17 protein-coding genes are annotated in these 20,359 nt (G+C 63.2%); 10 read left to right on the top strand and 7 right to left on the bottom strand.

Annotated elements, in window-relative coordinates; all coding sequences use genetic code 11:
• Positions 1 to 36: 36 nt before the first annotated feature.
• The gene (gene hydA, locus ACIQUG_RS09850) at positions 37 to 1,491 is read right to left on the bottom strand and encodes a dihydropyrimidinase (RefSeq protein WP_402320283.1); all 1,455 of its coding nucleotides are present in this window, start codon (positions 1,489 to 1,491) and stop codon (positions 37 to 39) included.
• 82 nt (positions 1,492 to 1,573) lie between these two features.
• Positions 1,574 to 2,824, bottom strand: coding sequence for a Zn-dependent hydrolase (locus tag ACIQUG_RS09845; RefSeq protein WP_402320281.1), 1,251 nt, complete (start codon positions 2,822 to 2,824; stop codon positions 1,574 to 1,576).
• Between the two features lie 280 nt (positions 2,825 to 3,104).
• On the opposite strand from ACIQUG_RS09845, the gene ACIQUG_RS09840 reads away from it, so the two are divergent.
• On the top strand, positions 3,105 to 3,758 hold the full coding sequence (locus ACIQUG_RS09840; RefSeq protein WP_402320278.1) for a TetR family transcriptional regulator C-terminal domain-containing protein: 654 nt from the start codon (positions 3,105 to 3,107) through the stop codon (positions 3,756 to 3,758).
• Positions 3,759 to 3,775: 17 nt separating this feature from the next.
• Here ACIQUG_RS09840 and ACIQUG_RS09835 read toward each other — a convergent pair whose 3' ends face one another.
• The 3 genes from ACIQUG_RS09835 to ACIQUG_RS09825 all read right to left on the bottom strand — a co-directional run bounded on the left by ACIQUG_RS09835 (position 3,776) and on the right by ACIQUG_RS09825 (position 7,689).
• Positions 3,776 to 4,705, bottom strand: coding sequence for a DMT family transporter (locus tag ACIQUG_RS09835; protein WP_402320276.1), 930 nt, complete (start codon positions 4,703 to 4,705; stop codon positions 3,776 to 3,778).
• A gap of 148 nt (positions 4,706 to 4,853) precedes the next feature.
• Complete coding sequence (locus ACIQUG_RS09830) at positions 4,854 to 6,530, bottom strand: adenylate/guanylate cyclase domain-containing protein (RefSeq protein ID WP_402320273.1); 1,677 nt, start codon at positions 6,528 to 6,530, stop codon at positions 4,854 to 4,856.
• Between the two features lie 259 nt (positions 6,531 to 6,789).
• On the bottom strand, positions 6,790 to 7,689 hold the full coding sequence (locus ACIQUG_RS09825) for a LysR family transcriptional regulator (RefSeq protein ID WP_402320270.1): 900 nt from the start codon (positions 7,687 to 7,689) through the stop codon (positions 6,790 to 6,792).
• Between the two features lie 106 nt (positions 7,690 to 7,795).
• On the opposite strand from ACIQUG_RS09825, the gene ACIQUG_RS09820 reads away from it, so the two are divergent.
• Positions 7,796 to 8,818 (top strand): NAD(P)-dependent alcohol dehydrogenase, encoded by a 1,023-nt coding sequence (locus tag ACIQUG_RS09820; RefSeq protein WP_402320268.1) that lies wholly within the window; start codon positions 7,796 to 7,798, stop codon positions 8,816 to 8,818.
• Between the two features lie 76 nt (positions 8,819 to 8,894).
• Here ACIQUG_RS09820 and preA read toward each other — a convergent pair whose 3' ends face one another.
• Together preA and ACIQUG_RS09810 are read right to left on the bottom strand one after the other, a co-directional pair.
• Positions 8,895 to 10,208 (bottom strand): NAD-dependent dihydropyrimidine dehydrogenase subunit PreA, encoded by a 1,314-nt coding sequence (preA, locus tag ACIQUG_RS09815; RefSeq protein ID WP_104668042.1) that lies wholly within the window; start codon positions 10,206 to 10,208, stop codon positions 8,895 to 8,897.
• A gap of 20 nt (positions 10,209 to 10,228) precedes the next feature.
• Positions 10,229 to 11,590 (bottom strand): NAD(P)-dependent oxidoreductase, encoded by a 1,362-nt coding sequence (locus ACIQUG_RS09810; protein ID WP_402320264.1) that lies wholly within the window; start codon positions 11,588 to 11,590, stop codon positions 10,229 to 10,231.
• A gap of 313 nt (positions 11,591 to 11,903) precedes the next feature.
• Between ACIQUG_RS09810 and ACIQUG_RS09805 the strand changes: the two genes are divergently transcribed.
• From ACIQUG_RS09805 to ACIQUG_RS09770, 8 genes are all read left to right on the top strand, one after another.
• A complete protein-coding gene (locus ACIQUG_RS09805; RefSeq protein WP_043620734.1) occupies positions 11,904 to 12,857 on the top strand; it encodes a sugar-binding transcriptional regulator in 954 nt (317 codons plus the stop codon).
• 199 nt (positions 12,858 to 13,056) lie between these two features.
• A complete protein-coding gene (locus tag ACIQUG_RS09800) occupies positions 13,057 to 14,367 on the top strand; it encodes an ABC transporter substrate-binding protein (protein ID WP_402320262.1) in 1,311 nt (436 codons plus the stop codon).
• Between the two features lie 162 nt (positions 14,368 to 14,529).
• The gene (locus ACIQUG_RS09795) at positions 14,530 to 15,402 is read left to right on the top strand and encodes a carbohydrate ABC transporter permease (RefSeq protein ID WP_043620731.1); all 873 of its coding nucleotides are present in this window, start codon (positions 14,530 to 14,532) and stop codon (positions 15,400 to 15,402) included.
• Positions 15,403 to 15,407: 5 nt separating this feature from the next.
• Positions 15,408 to 16,238, top strand: coding sequence for a carbohydrate ABC transporter permease (locus ACIQUG_RS09790; protein WP_034794097.1), 831 nt, complete (start codon positions 15,408 to 15,410; stop codon positions 16,236 to 16,238).
• 11 nt (positions 16,239 to 16,249) lie between these two features.
• The gene (locus tag ACIQUG_RS09785) at positions 16,250 to 17,251 is read left to right on the top strand and encodes an ABC transporter ATP-binding protein (RefSeq protein WP_402320258.1); all 1,002 of its coding nucleotides are present in this window, start codon (positions 16,250 to 16,252) and stop codon (positions 17,249 to 17,251) included.
• Positions 17,248 to 18,021 carry an L-iditol 2-dehydrogenase gene (locus ACIQUG_RS09780; protein WP_402320255.1) on the top strand — a complete coding sequence of 258 codons (774 nt, stop codon included), beginning with the start codon at positions 17,248 to 17,250 and terminating at the stop codon, positions 18,019 to 18,021. Before ACIQUG_RS09785 ends, ACIQUG_RS09780 begins: the two co-directional genes overlap by 4 nt.
• Before the next feature lie 40 nt (positions 18,022 to 18,061).
• Positions 18,062 to 19,546 (top strand): mannitol dehydrogenase family protein, encoded by a 1,485-nt coding sequence (locus tag ACIQUG_RS09775; RefSeq protein WP_402320251.1) that lies wholly within the window; start codon positions 18,062 to 18,064, stop codon positions 19,544 to 19,546.
• A gap of 6 nt (positions 19,547 to 19,552) precedes the next feature.
• The gene (locus ACIQUG_RS09770; protein ID WP_402320249.1) at positions 19,553 to 20,221 is read left to right on the top strand and encodes an HAD family hydrolase; all 669 of its coding nucleotides are present in this window, start codon (positions 19,553 to 19,555) and stop codon (positions 20,219 to 20,221) included.
• Positions 20,222 to 20,359: the final 138 nt, after the last annotated feature.

Here is a 20,359-nt window from a genome sequence, read left to right as displayed (position 1 = left end):
CGGCGCGAAGACGTGCAAGCCGCGAAACATGAGGCCTCAGACGCCCGTGGCCGGAATGCCGGTGCGCTGGACAGCGCGGGGGGCGGTGACTTCCTTCCAGGTCGAAAGGGCGGAGCTGACCGCCGGGAAGGGATCGCGGCGGACGAATTCGCCCTGGCCCTCGCGGGTCTTGATCGTGCTTTCCTCGATCGCGACGACACCGCGGGTGAGGGTAAAGCGCGGCAGGCCCTTCACCTCCTTGCCCTCGAAGACGTTGTAATCGATCGCCGACTGCTGGGACTTGGCGGAGATCGTCTTGGTGCGCTTCGGATCCCAGACGACGAGGTCGGCATCGGCGCCGACGAGGATCGCGCCTTTCTTCGGGTAGATGTTGAGGATCTTGGCAATGTTGGTCGAGGTCGCCGCCACGAACTCGTTCATGGTGATGCGGCCGGTGTTGACGCCGTGGGTCCAGAGCATCGGCATGCGGTCTTCGAGGCCGCCGGTGCCGTTCGGGATCTTGGTGAAATCACCGACGCCGAAGCGCTTCTGCTCGGAGGTGAAGGCGCAATGGTCCGTCGCCACCACCTGCAGCGAGCCCGAGGCAAGGCCTGCCCAAAGCGAGTCCTGGTGCAGCTTGTTGCGGAAGGGCGGCGACATCACGCGGCGGGCCGCATGGTCCCAGTCCTTGTTGAAATATTCGGTTTCGTCGAGCGTCAGGTGCTGGATCAGCGGCTCGCCGAAGACGCGCATGCCCTTGGCGCGGGCGCGGCGGATCGCTTCGTGCGCCTGTTCGCACGAGGTGTGGACGATATAGACCGGGCATCCCGCCATGTCGGCAATCATGATTGCGCGGTTGGTCGCTTCGCCTTCGACCTCGGCGGGACGTGAATAGGCATGAGCTTCCGGCCCGTTGTTGCCTTCGGCAAGCAGCTTTGCCTGCAACTGGGCGACGACGTCGCCGTTTTCCGCATGCACCAGTGGCAGCGCGCCAAGGGCTGCGCAGCGCTGGAAGGACGAGAACATCTCGTCGTCGTCGACCATCAGCGCGCCCTTATAGGCCATGAAGTGCTTGAAGGTGTTGATGCCCTTGTCCTTGACGATGGTCTCCATCTCGTTGAAGACCTGCTCGCTCCACCAGGTGATCGCCATGTGGAAGGAGTAGTCGCAGTTTGCACGGGTGGACTTGTTGTCCCACATGGTGAGCGCTTCGAGCAGCGACTGGTTGGGCGAGGGGAGCGCAAAATCGACCACCATGGTCGTGCCGCCGGCAAGGGCTGCGCGCGTGCCGCTCTCGAAATCATCCGAGGAATAGGTGCCCATGAACGGCATTTCGAGGTGGGTGTGCGGATCGATGCCGCCGGGCATGATATAGCAGCCGCTCGCATCCAGCGTCTCGGTTCCCGAGAGATCAGGGCCGATCTCGACGATCCTGCCGCCCTCGACCTTGACGTCCGCCTTGTAGGTCAGGTCGGCCGTGACGATGGTTCCACCCTTGATGACAGTGCTCATGGTTCTTGATCCTCGCGATTGCGCTTCCGGCAGCCAGGCAGCCGCCACGAAAAAGGGCGGAACTTTTGTCCCGCCCGCAAACTCATTCGACGATTTCGGCCGTTTCGACGACGGCGTGGAAGAGGACGTCGGCACCGGCGCTGGCCCACTCCCTGGAGATATCCTCTGCCTCGTTGTGGCTGAGGCCCCCGACGCAGGGGCACATGATCATCGTCGTCGGCGCGACCTTCGCGGCCCAGCAGGCGTCATGCCCGGCGCCTGAGATGAGGTTCATGTGGCTGTAGCCGAGATGCTCGGCGGCATTGCGCACGGCGCTGACCAGCTTCGGGTCGAAGGTGACCGGTTCGAAATGGCCGATCGCCTCGATGGAACAGCCGACGCCGAGCGCCTCGGTGATCTTGGGGGCCTCGGCCTCGATCTTGGCGCGCATGCGGTCGAGCTTGGCCTTGTCGGGCGAGCGGATGTCGACGGTGAAGACCACTTTGCCCGGCAGTACGTTGCGGGAATTGGGCGAGAAGAACACCTGGCCGACGCCGCCGACGGCGCCCGGCTGGTTTTCCATGGCGACGCCCTGGACCATTTCCAGGATGCGGGCCATGGCAAGTCCGGCGTTGACGCGCATGTTCATCGGGGTCGAACCCGTATGGGCTTCGCGGCCGGTCAGCGTGAACTCCAGCCACCACAGGCCCTGACAGTGGGTGACGACGCCGATGTCCTTGCCCTCGGCCTCGAGGATCGGGCCCTGCTCGATGTGATATTCGAAATAGGCGTGCATCTTGCGGGCGCCGACTTCTTCGTCGCCGAGCCAACCGATGCGTTTCAACTCGTCGCCGAAGGTCTTGCCTTCCGGGTCCTTACGGCCATAGGCGAAGTCCTGGGTGAGCACGCCGGCAAAGACACCGGACGCAAGCATGGCCGGCGCGAAGCGCGCGCCTTCCTCGTTGGTCCAGTTGGTGACGACGACGGGATGCTTGGTCTTGATGCCGAGATCGTTCATCGAGCGAACGACCTCAAGGCCCGAGAGCACGCCGAGCACGCCGTCATACTTGCCGCCGGTTGGCTGGGTATCGAGGTGTGAGCCGATATAGACGGGCAGGGCATCCGGGTCGGTGCCGGGGCGGGTGAAGAACATATTGCCCATGGTGTCGACGCCCATGGTAAGGCCGGCCTTTTCGCACCAGGACTGGAACAGCCGGCGCCCTTCGGCGTCTTCGTCGGTCAGCGTCTGGCGGTTGTTGCCGCCCGCGACACCAGGGCCGATCTTGGCCATTTCCATAAGTGAATCCCACAGGCGGTCGGCATTGACGCGCATGTTCTCGCCAGGTGCAGCCACGGCGGTCTCCTCATCTTTTCAGGGCTTTGCCTTGATCGGCGCGCCCTTATGTTCCCGTGGTCAAATCCAGGCTTGGTTTTTTCTGGTGCCCTTCGATCAGCCGTTGCCTTTGGCGGTGAACTGGCTGATAATTTGACCGGTTGGTAAACATTACAACTTCCGTTGCGGCACTCAAGCCGGAAAAGCAAAAAAACGAAGTTGTTGCCCAAGAAGATGGCGAGGCCAGAAATTGGGCAGCCGGTTCCTGCGCGACGAGGCGCGGGCATCGCCAGGGGGACAGATGGTACTACCGAGAGCGGCCAGGACCCAGAGGCGGACCCGGATACAGGGGGAGAAGGAAGAGCGCATTCTCGAGGCGGCGCTCGAAGTCTTTTCCGCCAACGGTTTTCGCGGCTCGACCGTCGACCAGATCGCCGAAGTGGCGGGCATGTCGAAGCCCAATCTGCTCTATTATTTCCGCACCAAGGAGGCGATGCACCGGGCGCTGATCGACCGCGTGCTCGACACCTGGCTCGACCCCTTGCGGGAGTTCAACGCCGAGGGGAACCCGGTTGCCGAAATCCGCAGCTATATCCGGCGCAAGCTCGAAATGGCCCGCGACTATCCGCGCGAAAGCCGGCTCTTCGCCAACGAGGTGCTGCAGGGTGCGCCGCATATCGAGGACGAGCTGAAGGGGCCCTTGAAGTCGCTGGTCGACGAAAAGGCCGAGGTGATCCGCGCCTGGGCCAAGGCCGGCAAGATCGCCAAATGCGACCCGTATCACCTGATCTTCGCGATCTGGTCGACCACCCAGCATTACGCCGACTTCGACGTGCAGGTGCGCGCCGTGCTCGGCCAGGGCAATGCCGGGGATGGACGTTTCGAGGATGCGGCACGCTTCCTCGAGCGGCTCTTCGTCGACGGGCTGCAGGTGAGCGAGCAGCCGGTGGTCTGAGCCGCTCTTTCCGGTTTTCAATCGGGCAGCAGCGCCATCAGGAGCAGGCCGCAGGCGGTGGTGAGCGCACCGGCAAGCACCGGCAGGCTTGTCCAGCCATGGCCAAGCAGGCCTTCGAGCAGGATGATGAAGCTCGGCGTCAGGTAGCCGTAGCCGAGCACCTTCGATGCCGGCAGCCGCATCGAAGCGTACTGCAAAAGCAGGAAGGTGATCGCGGTCGTAACCACGGCAAGATAGAGCACGGCCATCCAGACGATTGCCGGAAGTGCGGCAAAATCGGCGGTGACGAGGCCGACGCCGCCGGGCACCAGCAGCCAGGGCACGGTGAAGACCGCTACCCAGAAGCCGAAGGCGAAAGGGCTTTCCTCGCGGCCGAACTTGCGGATCAGCGGCACATAGACCGCATGGCACACAACGCCGACGAAGAAGATCAATTCGCCCTGGCCGATATCGAAGGCAAGGATCGCGCCGACATCGGCGCGAAAGATCACCCAGACGGCGCCAAGGGCGGCGATGATGAGCCCGGCGAGCACGCCCGGGCGGGTATGCTGACCGAGCAACACGAACGCGAATCCGGCGCTCAAGAGCGGCATTAGCGTGAAGACCGCGCCTGTCGAAACCGGGCTGGTGAACTCCAGCGCCTTGAACATCGTCAGCATGTAGACAGCGATCAGCCCGCCGAGGATCACAAAGCGCCATGCTTGCCTGGGGAAATGAAACGGCACGCGGGCATAGCCGAAGGTGAGCAGGCCAAGGACCACGACGGTCAACAGATAGCGCCAGAGCGTCAGCGGCCCGGCGCCCATATGTTGGGTGGCAAGGCCGCCGAAGGAAAAGGAGCCGGCGATCAGGACGGCGAAGGTCATCATCGCCAGGTGCGCCTTCAGCTTCTCGGCGCCTTTCGCATGAACCTGGTGCGCGGTTTTCGGGGAGACGTCCTGTTTCATGCGGGCTTCCGGATTGGATCGGCGGCGAGGGCGGGAAAGATCTCTACTACTAGATCATTTCAGCGCCTCATTGAAACCGTGAAAAGATCCAACGGCTTGAACGTATGCAACGTCGGGCGTGAAACTGTTTCACGCTTTCAGCGTTGCCTTACGCGTTCGACGGTGCGGGTTGCAAGGCCTCGGAGATGCGTGCGGCGTCCTCGACGATCCAGGTTTCGAGCGTCGCCTGCCGGCCGCGCAGGCCAATGTCCAGCCGCTCGTGCCCTTCGATCACCAGGCCCGCACGGTTGACGAGCTCGGCCGAGACGGCCAGTTGCACGTCATGTTCCTTGGCAAGGCCCTCCAGCCGGCTCGCCGTGTTGATGGTATCGCCGACCGCCGTCAGCGATGTCGCCTGGCCGTAGCCGATCTCGCCGATGATCGCCGGGCCTGCGTGCAGACCCATGGCGATGCGCAGCGGCTCGTCGAGTTCGCCGCGGAAGGTCTGGTTCAGCGTTTCGAGGCCCTTGGATATGCGCACGGCGGCGGCAAGCGACTGACGGCAGGCCTCGGTATACGTGCTCTTCAGGCCGAAGATCGCCAATGCGCCGTCGCCGATGAACTTGTCGATGACGCCACCGGAATCCTCGACCGCTTCGCCCACCATCTCGAAGTAGCGGTTGAGCAGGAACACGGTGTCGAAAGGCAGCTTGTGTTCCGCAATGCTGGTGAAGCCGCGCAGGTCGCAAAAGAGCACGGCGATGCGCCGCTCGCGGCCTTCGCCGCCTTCGCGTCCGATCTGCTTCTTGATGCCGAGGCTGTCGCTGTCGAGGATCGGCACGACCGTCACATTGTGCACCGGGCGGAACTGGCAGGCGAGGCGGACATTGTCGGGGGCGCCGATCCGCGTGAGGGTCGCAAGCTCGGCATCCTCGGGCGGTGGCTGGTCTTCAAGGCCCTGGATGATGCGCACCCGGCAGGTCGAGCATCGGCCGCGGCCACCGCAGACCGAGACATGCGGGATCCCGGCGGCGCGGCTTGCTTCCAGCACGCTAAAGCCGAGATTGACGGTGGCGACCCGGCCGTCGGGGTAGCGGACGCGAATGCGCCCGCCCTTCGGCATGGCCCTCAGCAGGAAGGTGCCGGCGATCAGGCCGCCGAAGCCGAAATAGAGGCCGAGCCGAATATCCTCGAGGAGCGTCAGGTCGAACTGAGGCTTCGAATAGGAACGGTCGCCGTAGCCGCCATGTTCGGCGTAACCGTCCTCCATCGAGCGGGCGCCGCTGACGAAGCCGAGCAACGCGAAGATCGGCACAAGGATCGCGACCGTGTAGAGCAGGATTTCGTAGCGCGGGAACCAAGGGCGGCCGCGCATCCAGAACCAGGCGCCGAGGCAGCCGTGACCCCAGACGAGCAAGAGGGCGACCGATTGCCTAGTCGCATTGAACGAATTCGACCAGAGTATTCGCAGCATGTCCGGGTAATTGGTATCGATGCCTGTGAACAGCGGCTCGACGCGTGCGGCAGTGACGTGGCCGATCAGCAGGAAAGGCAGGCTGAGACCGAAGATGATCTTAAGCGCTTCGCGCGCGGGCATTCTGAGCGTCTGCCGACGATAGATGCTTTCGAGCGCCATGGTGAAGTGCAGGAGCAGGGCGCCGTAGAGGAGCACCGTGCCGGGGACGCTGTGCCAGATCAGATTGAAGCCCTTGCGGGCGGTCTCCATTGCGTCGATGGAGATCAGGCCGAGCGAATGGTTGAAGAAATGCGCCAGGACGAACGTACCGAGGATGGCCCCGGAGACGAGGTGTATTCGCTTGCGTCGGTTGGCCGAAATGATCGTCAAGCAACAAGTCCGGCTCTGCCGGAGCGTCGTCCGGCTGCAGTGTCAAAATCGTCGGAGACAGCGCTACCGCCCTGATCGAGCCCACGGCGCACCCCGTATGAGTTCTCCCTTATTATCCAGATCGTGCGAGCCGACAACTTACCATTTTTACACAATCTGTTTCGTTTTCGTGTCCTGTTCGTTATCGGCCGGGAAGGCTATTCAGCTCTGTTGGCCACCCGCTTCGATCGTCTTGGCGCCCATCCAACGCAATGCCGCCTCATTCCATCATCGGCGGCAGGCGTGCGACCAGCGTGTCGATGAGCAGACGCAGCTTTGACGGCATGTACTGGGTCTTCGGCCAGACGACATAGGTTCCGTAGGACAGCGCCGGCGTGTCCGTGAGTATCCGCACCAGCGAGCCAGAGGCGATGGCGTTGCGAACGAGCCAGCAGGGCAGCCAGGCGATGCCGAAGCCGCCGGCTGCCGCATCGGCGATCGACGTCAGGTCGTCGAGCCGCAGCCGCGATGGCGGCGTGACGGTTCGCACCTGCGTCCCCTTCCCCGGGAAGGACCAGGCGTGCGGCTGACCGCTGCGCCGATAGAGGATCGCCTGATGAGACATCAGGTCGTCGATCGTTTCCGGCGTGCCGTTTGCCTCGAGATAGGCCGGGGAGGCGCAGACGGTCATGCGCTGGTCGACGATCTTTCGCGTCATCAGGTCCGGTTCGCTGCGCAGCGGACCGGTGCGGATAGCGAGGTCGAAGCCGTCCTCGACGAGATCGACGTTGCGATCGCTGAAGTTGAGGTCGAACTCCAGGCGCGGATGCGTCCTCAGCAGTTCCGACAGCAGCGGCATGACGCATTGGCGTCCGAAATGCACCGGTATCGACAGGCGCAGGCGGCCCTGGATCTCCTGCTTGCCGGATTCCAGCAGCGCTTCGCCGGCCCGGATTTCGCCGAGCGCCCGCAGGCAGTTTTCGTAGAAAAGCTGACCCTCGTCGGTGAGGCTCTGGGTGCGCGTGGTGCGGTGGAAGAGGCGGACGCCCAACCGCTGTTCGAGCTTGGCAACGGTCTTGCCAACCGCGGAGCGCGACAGATTGAGCCTTTGGGCAGCGGCGGAAAACCCGCCGGCGTCAGCCGCTTCGACGAACACCGAGACACCATTGAGGTCGCTCATATTTGTATCCTTCAGGGAACCAATATGTCGAAATTATATCGCAACTGGAGAGATAACTTCAACGCTATGGTTTCTTCATCTGATCGAACCAATGAAAGGAAAGACCATGGCAAGACTGATGAAAGAATGGACCATCGACAGGTTCGGCGCCGCCAACCTGAAGCTCACCGAGCGGCGCGTTCCCGAGGCCGGTCTGGGCGAGGTGCTCGTTCGCACGACCGCCCTGTCGCTCAATTTCCGTGACAAGCTGGTCTTGGAAAACGGCATGGGCATGCCGCTTTCCTTCCCCTTCGTGCCGGGCTCCGACATGGCCGGCGTGGTCGAGGCAGTCGGCCGGGGTGTCACCCGCTTCCAGCCGGGCGATCGGGTCATCTCTGTCTTCGATCCCACCTGGATCGACGGCCAGAAGCCGGGTACAGCCCGTCATCCCACCTCCTTCGCGCTCGGTGGCCTCAATCCGGGTGTCGCTTCGCAATATGTCGCCTTTCCGGAGGACTGGTTCGTGAAGGCACCTGAAAGCCTTGACGACGCTGAGGCGAGCACCTTGCCCTGTGCCGGGGTGACGGCCTGGTTCGCCCTGGTCGAGAAGGGGCATCCGAAGGCCGGCGACCGCGTCGTCGTGCAGGGCACCGGCGGCGTATCGCTGTTCGGCCTGCAGATCGCAAAGGCACATGGCGCCGAGGTTATCGTCACGTCGGCCAGCCAGGAAAAGCTCGAGCACGCGCTTGCTCTGGGCGCCGACCATGGCATCAACCGCGTGAGCGAGGATTGGGCGGAGCGCGTTCTCGAGATCACCCGCGATCGCGGCGCCGACCATATTTTGGAGATCGCCGGTGGCGCCAATCTCGGCAAGTCGCTGCAAGCAGTGGCCGTGCAAGGGCGGATTTCTGTCATTGGGGTGTTCGAGGGCGCCGAGATCTCTGCGCCGGTGACCCCGGTTCTTCTGAAATCGCCGGTGATCCAGGGCATCGGCGTCGCCCATCGCCGGGCGCTGGAAGATCTTGTCGGCGCCATCGATCGGACAGGGATCAAGCCGGTGATCGACGCGCGCTACCGGTTCGAGGAGTTGCCGCAAGCTTTGGCGCATCTTGATCGCGGCCCGTTCGGCAAGGTGGTCGTCGAGGTCTGAGTTGAACGACGAAGCCGCCGGCTGGAGGTCCGGCGGCTTCGTTCGATGCGGTGCGGGCAAACCCGCTCGGGTATCGTTATTCCGCGGCTTGGCGGGCCATCGGGTTGTTCGGGTGCGTGGTCCAGTTGGCGTAGTTCGGATCAACCGGCTTACCGGTACGCTGATCGATCGTGCCGACCGGCAGCTCTTCCATGGTGATGCAGTTTTCGACGGGACAGACGTTGACGCAGAGATTGCAGCCGACGCACTCGTCTTCCATCACCTCGAAGTGGCGTACGCCGTTGACGAACTGCGTGATCGCCTGGTGCGAGGTGTCCTCGCAGGCGATGTGGCAGCGACCGCACTTGATGCAGGCATCCTGGTCGATCTTCGCCTTGGCGATGTAGTTGAGGTTCAGGTACTGCCAGTCGGTGACGTTCGGGACTGCGCGGCCGGTGATGTCGTCGAGGTTTCGGTGACCCTTGGCGTCCATCCAGTCGGAAAGGCCCGAGATCATTTCCTGGACGATTTTGAAGCCATAGGTCATGGCCGCGGTGCAGACCTGGACGTTGCCGGCGCCGAGCGCCAGGAATTCGGCCGCGTCGCGCCAGGTGGTGATGCCGCCGATGCCGGAGATCGGCAGGCCGTAGGTTTCCGGATCGCGGGCGATCTCGGCGACCATGTTGAGTGCGATCGGCTTCACCGCCGGGCCGCAATAGCCGCCGTGGGTGCCCTTGCCGCCGACCGTCGGGTTCGGCGCGAAGTTGTCGAGATCGACCGAGACGATCGAATTGATCGTGTTGATCAGCGACACGGCGTCGGTGCCGCCGGCCTTGGCGGCGCGGGCGGGCTTGCGGATGTCGGTGATGTTGGGCGTCAGCTTGGTGATGACGGGCATGCGTGTGTACTGCTTGCACCAGCGCACGACCATCTCGATGTATTCCGGCACCTGGCCGACCGCAGCACCCATGCCGCGCTCGGACATGCCGTGCGGACAGCCGAAGTTGAGCTCGATGCCGTCGGCGCCGGTCTCTTCGACTAAAGGCAGGATCGCCTTCCACGCCTCTTCCTCGCAGGGCACCATGATCGAAGCGATCAGGGCGCGATCCGGCCAGTTCATCTTCACCTGCTTCATTTCGCGCAGGTTCACATAGAGGTCGCGGTCGGTGATGAGCTCAATGTTGTTCAAGCCCAGCAGCCGGCGGTCGGCGCCCCAGATCGCGCCGTAGCGCGGTCCGTTGACGTTGACGACCGGCGGGCCTTCCTCACCGAGCGTCTTCCAGACGACGCCGCCCCAGCCCGCCTTGAAGGCGCGCTCGACGTTATAGGCCTTGTCCGTCGGCGGCGCGGATGCCAGCCAGAACGGGTTCGGGGATTTGATGCCGACGAAATTGTTGCGAAGATCAGCCATTGGTTTCTCCTCCCGATCCCTTAGGCAACTGCGCTCGCGCGCGGCTGAGCCGCGGCGAAGGCCCGATTGATCGATTCAGCCGCGTCGCGGCCCATGGCGACGGCCGAGACCGTGAGGTCTTCACCGCCGAGCACGCAGTCGCCGCCGGCCCAGACGTTGGGGAGCGACGTGCGCCCTTCGGCGTCGGCAACGATCCGGCCGCCTTCGAGCTGCAGCGCGCCGAGGCCTGCGCCGAGGAAGCTCTGGCCGATCGCCTTGAAGATCTGGTCGGCGGCAATGATACCGGTTTCGCCGGTCGCCGTCAGCTTTCCGTCTTCGAGCGTGGTGTATTCCAGCTCGATGCCAGCGACCTTGCCGTCCTTCTCGGCGATGCGCTTGGGCTGCAGCCAGTGACGGATGGTGACGCCCTTGGAGGCCGCCAGGTCCTGCTCGAACTCGGAGGCGTTCATGTGCTCCTTGCCGCGGCGATAGCAGATAGTTACCTCTTCGGCGCCGAGCAGCTTTGCCTGTACCGCGGCGTCGATGGCGGTCATGCCGCCGCCGAGAACGACGACGCGGCGCCCGACCGCAATGTCGGCCTTGGTCTTCGACTGGCGAAGGGCTGCGATGAAGTCGACGGCGTCGTCAACGCCTTCGGCATTTTCACCTTCGAGGCGCAACGCGTTGACGCCGGCAAGGCCGAGGCCGAGGAAGACGCCGTCATATTGCTCCGAAAGGTCGGCAAGGGTGAAGTCGCGGCCGAGTGCCTGCCCATGGCGCACTTCGATGCCGCCGATCGCCAGCACGTAGTCGACTTCCTTCTGGGCGAAGTCATCGACCGACTTGTAGGCGGCAATGCCGTACTCGTTGAGGCCGCCGGACTTCGGGCGGGCATCGTAGATCACGACGTCGTGGCCCTTGACGGCGAGCCGATGGGCGGCAGCAAGACCGGCCGGACCGGCGCCGACGACGGCCACCTTGTGGCCGGAGCTTTCCGCGCGGGTGTAGAACTGCTTGTTCTCCTTCATCGCCACGTCGGTCGCATAGCGCTGCAGGCGGCCGATCTCGACCGGGCGCTCCTCGGCGGTGTTGCGAACGCAGGCCTGTTCGCAGAGCGTTTCGGTGGGACAGACGCGGGCGCACATGCCGCCCAGGATGTTCTGATCGAAGATCGTCTTTGCCGATCCGATCGGGTTGCCCGTCGATATCTGCCGAATGAACAGCGGGATATCGATGGAGGTGGGACAGGCCGTCATGCACGGCGCGTCATGACAGAAATAACAGCGGTCGGAAGCGACGAGGGCCTCGTGCTTGTCGAGCGGCGGATGCAGGTCGGAGAAATTGCTCTCGTACTCCCCGAGCGGCAGGCGGCCGCCGAGGATCCCAGATTGTGTCGTTCCCATTTTTGGCTCCCAATGTTTTCTCAGGATGATGGAACGGTAACACGCTTTATTTTTTTATCAAACGGTAAAAATTTGGGGCCGAAACGGGCAAAAAGCCTTGTGCTCCCGGGCTTTGGAGCAGACCTGCCAAGCCCTTGTTCTTGGCCGATGTTTGACAGGGAGGGGCAATAGTGGCAGCAGATCAGCGCGGGGTGAGGAAAAGTGTGCGCGGTTTTCCGCCTGCACCCCGCTCTGCTTGTGAGGAACGATCACGATACTTTCGGATCGACAGGATCCGAAAGTATCGTGATCGCGGGGGGAACGGAGAACAGCGATGGCGCGCAGGGGCGAGGCGAACAACAGGCTTGACGATGCTGCCCGGGCTGGCTGGCTATACTATGTCGCCGGCCGAACCCAGGACGAGATCGCGACCGTCATGGGGATCTCGCGCCAGTCGGCGCAGCGGCTGGTTTCGCTCGCCATGTCCGAGCGGCTGATCAAGGTCCGGCTCGACCATCCGATTGCAGCGTGTCTCGAGGCCGCCGCCGGTCTTCGCGACAAATACGGGCTGAAACATGTGGAGGTGGTGCCGAGCGATCCGGGTTCGACCTCGACGACGGTCGGCATCGCGGAGGCGGGTGCTGCCGAGATCGAGCGCTGGTTGAAATCGCCCGAGCCGCAGGTGCTGGCGATCGGTACCGGCCGCACACTGAAGGCGGCGGTCGACCAGTTGCCGCCGATGGAATGTCCGCAGCACCGCATCGTGTCGCTCACCGGCAATATCGGCCTCGACGGTTCGGCCGCCTATTACAACGTCATCTTCAGCATGGCCGATGCGGTCAAGGCGCGGCATTTTCCGATGCCGCTGCCGGTGCTCGCCGCTTCGGCCGAGGAGCGCGAGGTGCTGCACAGCCAGAGCCTGGTGCAGGTGGCGCTTAAGCTCGGCGCCGAAGCCAATGTCGCCTTCGTCGGTGTCGGCGAACTCGGGCCCGATGCGCCGCTCTGCCAGGACGGGTTTCTGGCGCAAGAGGAGATGGCCGGCCTGACTAAGGCGGGTGCTGCGGGCGAGATCTGCGGCTGGATGTTCGATCATGACGGCGCGTTGCTCTCGGGCAGCTTCAACGAGCGCGTCGCCTCCGTTCCCTTGCCGCCGCGCGACAAGGCCTCGGTCATCGGCCTTGCCAAGGGCCGGCGCAAATATGAGGCGCTGAGGGCGGCGGTAAAGGGCGGCATCATCAACGGCCTTATCACCGATGAGGCGACTGCGAGCTATCTGCTCAACGCTTGAGCGTAATGCGAAACGTTTGAAAAGGCCGGCCAATGCGCCGGCCTTTCGCATTTGCGTAACGAAAAAATCGGCAGTCAAAACAATCTTCTAATGTTCCCGTGTGCAGCGCAGCAACGATTGCACATTGACATTTTGTCACGAGAAGTGAGTAATTGCCCATGAGCGAGGCAAATGCTCAATTTCTTCTGGGAGGAAGTCGATGAACTTGAGAACTTTCCTGCTGGGCACATGCTCGGCAGTCGCACTGTCGGGTCTGGCCCAAGCAGAAACCCTGACGATCGCGACCGTGAACAACGGCGACATGATCCGGATGCAGAAGCTGACGGAAGATTTCACGTCCAAGAATCCGGACATTCAGCTCGAGTGGGTAACGCTTGAGGAAAACGTGCTGCGCCAGCGCGTGACGACCGATATCGCCACCAAGGGCGGCCAGTACGACATCATGACGATCGGCACCTATGAAGTGCCGATCTGGGCGAAGCAGGGCTGGCTGTTGCCGCTCGACAATCTCGGCGCGGACTACGATGTCGACGACCTGTTGCCGGCGATCCGCTCGGGCCTCACCATCGACGGCAAGCTCTATGCGGCACCGTTCTACGGCGAAAGCTCGATGGTGATGTATCGCAAGGACCTGTTCGAGAAGGCCGGGCTGACGATGCCCGACGCCCCGACCTGGGATTTCATCGCCGACGCGGCGCGCAAGATCACCGACAAGAACGCCGAAGTCTACGGCATCTGCCTGCGCGGCAAGGCCGGCTGGGGTGAGAACATGGCCTTCCTGACCGCCACCGCGAACGCCTTTGGCGCCCGCTGGTTCGACGAAAACTGGAAGCCGCAATTCGATCAGCCCGAATGGAAGAACGCGCTCGACTTCTACGTCAAGCTGATGAACGACGCCGGACCGCCCGGCGCATCCTCGAACGGCTTCAACGAGAACCTGTCGCTGTTCCAGACCGGCAAGTGCGGCATGTGGATCGACGCGACGGTGGCTGCGTCCTTCGTTACCAACCCGAAGGAATCGACGGTTGCTGACAAGGTCGGTTTTGCGCTTGCTCCCGACACCGGGCTTGGCAAGCGCGGCAACTGGCTCTGGGCCTGGAACCTTGCTATCCCCGCCGGTTCGCAAAAGGTTGCTTCGGCCGAGAAGTTCATTTCCTGGGCAACCGGCAAGGGCTATCTGAACCTGGTGGCGGAGAAGGAAGGCTGGGCCAACGTTCCTCCGGGCACGCGCACCTCGCTCTACGCCAACCCCGAGTACCAGAAGGCGGCACCGTTCGCGAAGATGACGCTCGACTCGATCAACGCGGCCGATCCGAAGAACCCGGCGGTCAAGCCGGTTCCCTATGTCGGCGTGCAGTTCGTGGCGATCCCGGAATTCCAGGGTCTCGGCACGGCGGTCGGCCAGCAGTTCTCGGCAGCGCTTGCAGGCCAGATGAGCGTCGACCAGGCGCTTGCCAGCGCCCAGCAGCTCACCGAGCGTGAGATGACGAAGGCTGGCTACATCAAGTGAGGCTCCCAAGGGCCCGGGGTGCTGGCCGCAAATGGCCGGCGCCCCGGTAATTCTCCTCCGGGCAGCTCTCCTGGAGGACTTTCCGCGGCGCGCGCGGTGAGCCCACGCGCGCCCGGTCCGAGCTCTCGAACACGCGTTGAATTCCATCATTTGGGGGACGCCATGGCGACCTTGCACACACGCTCCGCCGCGCGGCTGATGATCGCGCCTTCGGTGCTTCTGCTTCTGGCCTGGATGATCGTTCCCCTGGCCATGACGATCTATTTCTCGTTCCTGCGTTACAATCTGTTGATGCCGGGCATGGAAGAGTTCACCGGCTTCACGAACTACAAATACTTCCTGACCGATCCCGCTTTCTTCCAGGCGATCTTCAACACGCTGGCGATCGTGCTTGGCGTCTTGTTCATCACCGTCGTCGGCGGCATCGCATTGGCGCTTTTGCTCGACCAGCCGATGTTCGGGCAGGGGATCGTGCGCATACTCGTCATTGCGCCGTTCCTGATCATGCCGACGGTGGCCGCACTCGTCTGGAAGAACATGTTCATGAACCCGGTCAACGGGCTCTTTGCCTGGATCGCCAAGCTCTTCGGGCTGCAACCCTTCGACTTCCTCGCCAACGCGCCCTTGATGTCGGTCATCCTGATCGTCGCCTGGCAATGGCTGCCCTTTGCGACGCTCATCCTTCTGACGGCCCTGCAGTCGCTCGACGAGGAGCAGAAGGAAGCAGCGCAGATGGACGGCGCCGGCGCCTGGAGCCGCTTCATCTACCTGGTGCTGCCGCATCTTTCCCGCGCGATCACGGTCGTCATCCTTATCCAGACGATCTTCCTGCTCTCGGTCTTTGCCGAAATTCTGGTCACCACCAATGGCGGCCCGGGCACGCAGAGCACCAACCTGACCTTCCTCGTCTATGCGCAGGCCCTGCTGCAGTTCGACGTGGGCGGTGCTTCGGCCGGCGGCATCATCGCGGTCATCCTCGCCAACATCGTCGCATTCTTCCTGATGCGCATGATCGGCAAGACGCTGGAGGCTTGAGAACCATGGCACGCAACGTCTCCACTCAAAGAAAGATCGTCGTCACCGTCGTCGCCTGGACGATCGGCATCCTGATCTTCTTCCCGATCCTCTGGACGTTCCTGACGAGCTTCAAGACCGAGGCCGAGGCGATCGCTTCGCCGCCGTCGCTGTTCTTCTTCGACTGGACGACGGAGAACTATCACGAGGTGCAGAGCCGCTCGAACTACTTCCTGCACTTCATGAACTCGGTCGTCGTTTCCTTCGGCTCGACGCTGATTGGCCTGATCATCGCCATCCCGTCAGCCTGGGCGATGGCGTTCTCGCCGACCAAGCGCACCAAGGACGTGCTCATGTGGATGCTCTCCACCAAGATGATGCCGTCGGTCGGCGTGCTGGTGCCGATGTACCTGTTGTTCCGCAACACCGGCCTGCTCGACACCCGCACCGGCCTGGTGATCGTGCTGACGCTGATCAACCTGCCGATCATCATCTGGATGCTCTACACCTACTTCAAGGAGATCCCCGGCGAGATCCTCGAAGCGGCCCGCATGGACGGCGCCTCGCTCTCCAAGGAGATCATCTACGTACTGACGCCGATGGCGATCCCGGGCATTGCCTCGACGCTTCTGCTCAACATCATCCTCGCCTGGAACGAGGCGTTCTGGACGCTGAACCTCAGTGCTGCCAAGGCAGCGCCGCTGACAGCGTTCATCGCCTCCTATTCGAGCCCCGAAGGCCTGTTCTACGCCAAGCTCTCGGCCGCCTCGACCATGGCGATCGCCCCCATCCTCATACTCGGCTGGTTCTCGCAGAAGCAGCTCGTACGCGGCCTCACCTTCGGCGCGGTCAAATAAGGGATACGACAATGGGAAGCATTACACTCAGCAAGGTTTCGAAGGTCTTCGGCGCCCATGCCGTCATCCCCTCGATCGACCTCGACATCAACAATGGCGAGTTCGTCGTCTTCGTCGGCCCGTCCGGTTGCGGGAAGTCGACGCTGCTCCGGCTGATCGCCGGCCTCGAAGACGTCAGCGACGGCGATATCGTCATCGACGGCAAGAACGCCACCGAACTGCCGCCGGCGCAGCGCGGTCTCTCGATGGTGTTCCAGTCCTATGCGCTCTATCCGCATATGAGCGTGCGTTCCAACATCGCCTTTCCGCTGAAGATGGCGGGCGAGGACAAGGCCGTCATCGACAAGAAGGTGTCCGATGCAGCCCGCGTGCTGAACCTCACCGACTATCTCGACCGCAAGCCAAGGCAACTCTCCGGCGGCCAGCGCCAGCGCGTCGCGATCGGCCGGGCGATCGTGCGCCAGCCGAAGGCGTTCCTCTTTGACGAGCCGCTGTCGAACCTCGACGCGGCACTGCGCGTCAACATGCGGCTGGAAATCAGCCAGCTGCACCAGGACCTCAAGACGACGATGATCTACGTCACCCACGACCAGGTGGAGGCCATGACCATGGCCGACAAGATCGTGGTGTTGAACCGCGGCCGCATCGAGCAGGTCGGCTCGCCGCTCGATCTCTACCACAAGCCGGACAATCTCTTCGTCGCCGGCTTCATCGGTTCGCCGCGCATGAACATCGTCAGCGGTGCGGCGGCTTCCGCCTATCAGGCGCATACGATGGGCATTCGTCCCGAACACCTGGCGCTTTCAAAGGAAAGCGGAACCTGGCAGGGCACGGTCGGCGTCGCCGAACATCTCGGCTCCGACACCTTCCTGCATGTCAATGTCGACAATGTCGGCACGGTGACGGCACGCGTCAGCGGTGACTTCGCGGTGACCCACGGCGACCGCGTCTTCCTGACGCCCGATCCGCAGCGCGTCCACAGGTTCGACGACAAGGGGCTGGCAGTTCGATGAAACGTCTTGAAGGAAAGAGCGCGCTGATCACCGGGTCTGCGCGGGGGATCGGTCGTGCCTTTGCGGAGGCCTATATCCGCGAGGGCGCCACGGTCGCGATCGCCGACATCAACATCGAGCGGGCGCGGCAGACGGCCTCCGAGATCGGTGCTGGTGCCTATGCGGTCGAGATGGACGTCACCAGCCAGGTGTCGATCGACGCGGCAATCGCCGCGGTCGTCAAGGAAACGGGCGGGCTCGACATTCTCGTCAACAATGCCGCGCTCTTCGACCTGGCGCCGATCGTCGAGATCACCCGCGACAGCTACGACCGGCTGTTTTCGATCAATGTCGCTGGAACGCTGTTCACCATGCAGGCGGCCGCAAAGCAGATGATCGCGCAAGGGCGCGGCGGCAAGATCATCAACATGGCGAGCCAGGCCGGACGCCGCGGCGAGGCGCTCGTCGCTATCTATTGCGCCACCAAGGCGGCCGTCATCAGCCTCACCCAGTCGGCCGGCCTCAACCTCATCAATCACGGCATCAACGTCAACGCGATCGCGCCCGGCGTGGTCGACGGTGAACACTGGGACGGCGTCGATGCGCTATTTGCCAAATACGAGAACCGTCCGCGCGGCGAAAAGAAGAAGCTCGTCGGCGCCGAGGTGCCCTTCGGCCGCATGGGAACGGCCGAGGACCTGACGGGCATGGCGATCTTCCTCGCGTCAGCCGAGAGCGACTACGTCGTCTCGCAGACCTATAACGTCGACGGCGGCAACTGGATGAGCTGAACCGGCGTCAGCCGGTGAAGCCTCGAAAGGATACGGGATCATGACGACCAAACTCTCAACTGCCGCCCTCGACACGATCAAGGCCAAAGCCGGCGTGCCTGCCTACGATCGGTCGCAACTGACGGCGGGCATCGTGCATTTCGGCGTCGGCAACTTTCACAGGGCGCACCAGGCCGTCTATCTCGATGATCTCTTCAACGCCGGCTTCGACAGGGACTGGGCCATCATTGGCGCCGGCGTCCTTCCCTCGGACGCGACGATGCGCGCCAAGCTTGCCGCGCAGGATTTCTTGACGACCGTCGTCGAGCAGGACAACAACCGCACAGGCGCCCATGTGACCGGCGCCATGATCGACTATCTGGAACCGGGCGACGTCGCCGGGATCGTCGCCAGGCTCGCCGATCCCTCGATCCGCATCGTCTCCTTGACGATCACCGAAGGCGGCTACTTCATCGATCCGGCCTCGGGCGTGTTCAACCCGACCCATCCGGACATCGTCGCCGATGCGCAGAACCCGGCCGCTCCGAAGACCGTGTTCGGACTGATCGTCGCCGGCCTGAAGGCGCGTCGCGACAGGAACGTGCCGCCGTTCACCGTGATGTCCTGCGACAACATTCCGGGCAATGGCGAGGTTACCCATGCGGCAGTGTCGGGGCTTGCCCGCCTTCATGATCCGGCCTTCGCCGACTGGATCGACGCCAACGTCGCCTTCCCGAACGGCATGGTCGACCGCATCACGCCGGCAACCGGCGCGCGCGAGATCGGCATCGTCGCCGACGACTACGGCATCGAGGACGCCTGGCCGGTGTTTTGCGAGGAGTTCAAGCAGTGGGTGCTCGAGGATCATTTCCCGCTCGGTCGCCCGGCGCTGGAGAAGGTCGGCGTCCAGTTCGTGCCTGACGTCGCGCCCTACGAGCACATGAAGATCCGCATCCTCAATGGCGGCCATGCGGCGATCGCCTACCCCGCCGCTCTTCTCGACATTCATTTCGTCCACGAGGCGATGGAGGAGCCGCTGATCCGCGCCTTCCTTGCCAAGCTCGAGCATGACGAGATCATCCCGGTCATTCCGCCAGTGCCGAACACCGATCTCGGCGATTACTACAAGCTGATCGAGACGCGTTTTTCCAATCCGAAGATCGGCGACACGATCCCGCGGCTGGCGCAGGACGGCTCCAACCGGCAGCCGAAATTCATCCTGCCCTCGACCGCCGATCGGCTGGCGCGCGGCGAGGATGTCGTCGGGCTATCGCTCGTCTCTGCGCTCTGGTGCCGATATTTCGCCGGCACGTCGGACAGCGGCAAGATGATCGCCTTCAACGACCAGAGCGCCGACCGGCTGAACAGGGCGGCGCTTGCCGCCAAGGACGATCCCATGGCCTTCCTGGCTCTTGGCGACATCTTCGGCGACGTCGCGCGCTCCGATCTCTTCCGCCGTCGTTTCGCCCATGCATTGAAAACCCTCTGGGAAAAGGGTACGCGCGCTACGCTCCAGCTTTATCTGGACGGCAAGCTTGAGGGATGAAGTGCGATGGCGGATGCGGCGTCGGGGTTGGTGATCTTCGATTGCGACGGGGTACTTGTCGATAGCGAGCCGATCTCGCTGGAGGTGCTGGTGGACGTGCTCTCGGCCGCCGGCGTCTCGATGACCACCGAGGAGGCGACCGAACGCTTTCTCGGACGCAGCCTCAAGAGCATGTCGGCGACCCTGCATGACGAATACGGGCTTGCGACCGACGATGCATTTCTCGAAGGCATGCGCCTTCGCCTTTACGACCGCTTTCGCACCGAGCTGCAGCCGATCGCCGGCATCCGGGGCGCCGTCGAAGGCCTGAAGGGCGCCTGCTGCGTCGCTTCGTCCAGTCAGCCCGAGCGCATCCGCCTGTCGCTGACAGTCACCGGGCTCATCGATCTCTTCGAGCCCAACATCTTCTCCGCCACTATGGTGAAACACGGCAAGCCGGCGCCGGATCTCTTTCTTCACGCGAGCCGCCAGATGGGCTTCGATCCTCACGACTGTGTCGTCATCGAGGACAGCCCGGCCGGGATAGAGGCGGCGAAGGCGGCGGGCATGCGGGTCTTCGCCTTTGCCGGCGGCAGCCATGCGCGTACCGACAAGCATCGGCAGAGTCTTGCCGCTCTCAGTCCCGACGTGCTGTTTGACGACATGGGCGAATTGTTACAGTTTGTCGGCCGGTAGCAGCAGGGACGAAACGGGAGCGGGACGAGGAACATGTGCGCGGTTTTCCGCCCGCACGTCCGCTCTCCTTCATGACAATCGATCACGGTTGTGATGGGGTCTGGCAGATCCTAAATCAGCGTGATCTTGGGGGCGGGG

This window comes from Ensifer sp. NPDC090286 (assembly GCF_044769565.1).
GTDB lineage: Bacteria > Pseudomonadota > Alphaproteobacteria > Rhizobiales > Rhizobiaceae > Ensifer.
The sequence above is the reverse complement of the archived record's forward strand: the minus strand, read 5'-3'. Positions and strand labels throughout refer to the sequence as shown.

What these genes read in the sequence shown, in the direction of transcription:
- ACIQUG_RS09775 (WP_402320251.1), top strand. Translation starts at nt 18,062, where the DNA reads ATGACGACCAAACTCTCAACTGCCGCCCTCGACACGATCAAGGCCAAA.
- ACIQUG_RS09820 (WP_402320268.1), top strand. Translation starts at nt 7,796, where the DNA reads ATGGCAAGACTGATGAAAGAATGGACCATCGACAGGTTCGGCGCCGCC.
- ACIQUG_RS09835 (WP_402320276.1), bottom strand. Translation starts at nt 4,705, where the DNA reads ATGAAACAGGACGTCTCCCCGAAAACCGCGCACCAGGTTCATGCGAAA.
- ACIQUG_RS09795 (WP_043620731.1), top strand. Translation starts at nt 14,530, where the DNA reads ATGGCGACCTTGCACACACGCTCCGCCGCGCGGCTGATGATCGCGCCT.
- ACIQUG_RS09790 (WP_034794097.1), top strand. Translation starts at nt 15,408, where the DNA reads ATGGCACGCAACGTCTCCACTCAAAGAAAGATCGTCGTCACCGTCGTC.
- ACIQUG_RS09785 (WP_402320258.1), top strand. Translation starts at nt 16,250, where the DNA reads ATGGGAAGCATTACACTCAGCAAGGTTTCGAAGGTCTTCGGCGCCCAT.
- ACIQUG_RS09825 (WP_402320270.1), bottom strand. Translation starts at nt 7,689, where the DNA reads ATGAGCGACCTCAATGGTGTCTCGGTGTTCGTCGAAGCGGCTGACGCC.
- ACIQUG_RS09780 (WP_402320255.1), top strand. Translation starts at nt 17,248, where the DNA reads ATGAAACGTCTTGAAGGAAAGAGCGCGCTGATCACCGGGTCTGCGCGG.
- ACIQUG_RS09770 (WP_402320249.1), top strand. Translation starts at nt 19,553, where the DNA reads ATGGCGGATGCGGCGTCGGGGTTGGTGATCTTCGATTGCGACGGGGTA.
- ACIQUG_RS09840 (WP_402320278.1), top strand. Translation starts at nt 3,105, where the DNA reads ATGGTACTACCGAGAGCGGCCAGGACCCAGAGGCGGACCCGGATACAG.
- ACIQUG_RS09805 (WP_043620734.1), top strand. Translation starts at nt 11,904, where the DNA reads ATGGCGCGCAGGGGCGAGGCGAACAACAGGCTTGACGATGCTGCCCGG.
- hydA (WP_402320283.1), bottom strand. Translation starts at nt 1,491, where the DNA reads ATGAGCACTGTCATCAAGGGTGGAACCATCGTCACGGCCGACCTGACC.
- ACIQUG_RS09810 (WP_402320264.1), bottom strand. Translation starts at nt 11,590, where the DNA reads ATGGGAACGACACAATCTGGGATCCTCGGCGGCCGCCTGCCGCTCGGG.
- preA (WP_104668042.1), bottom strand. Translation starts at nt 10,208, where the DNA reads ATGGCTGATCTTCGCAACAATTTCGTCGGCATCAAATCCCCGAACCCG.
- ACIQUG_RS09800 (WP_402320262.1), top strand. Translation starts at nt 13,057, where the DNA reads ATGAACTTGAGAACTTTCCTGCTGGGCACATGCTCGGCAGTCGCACTG.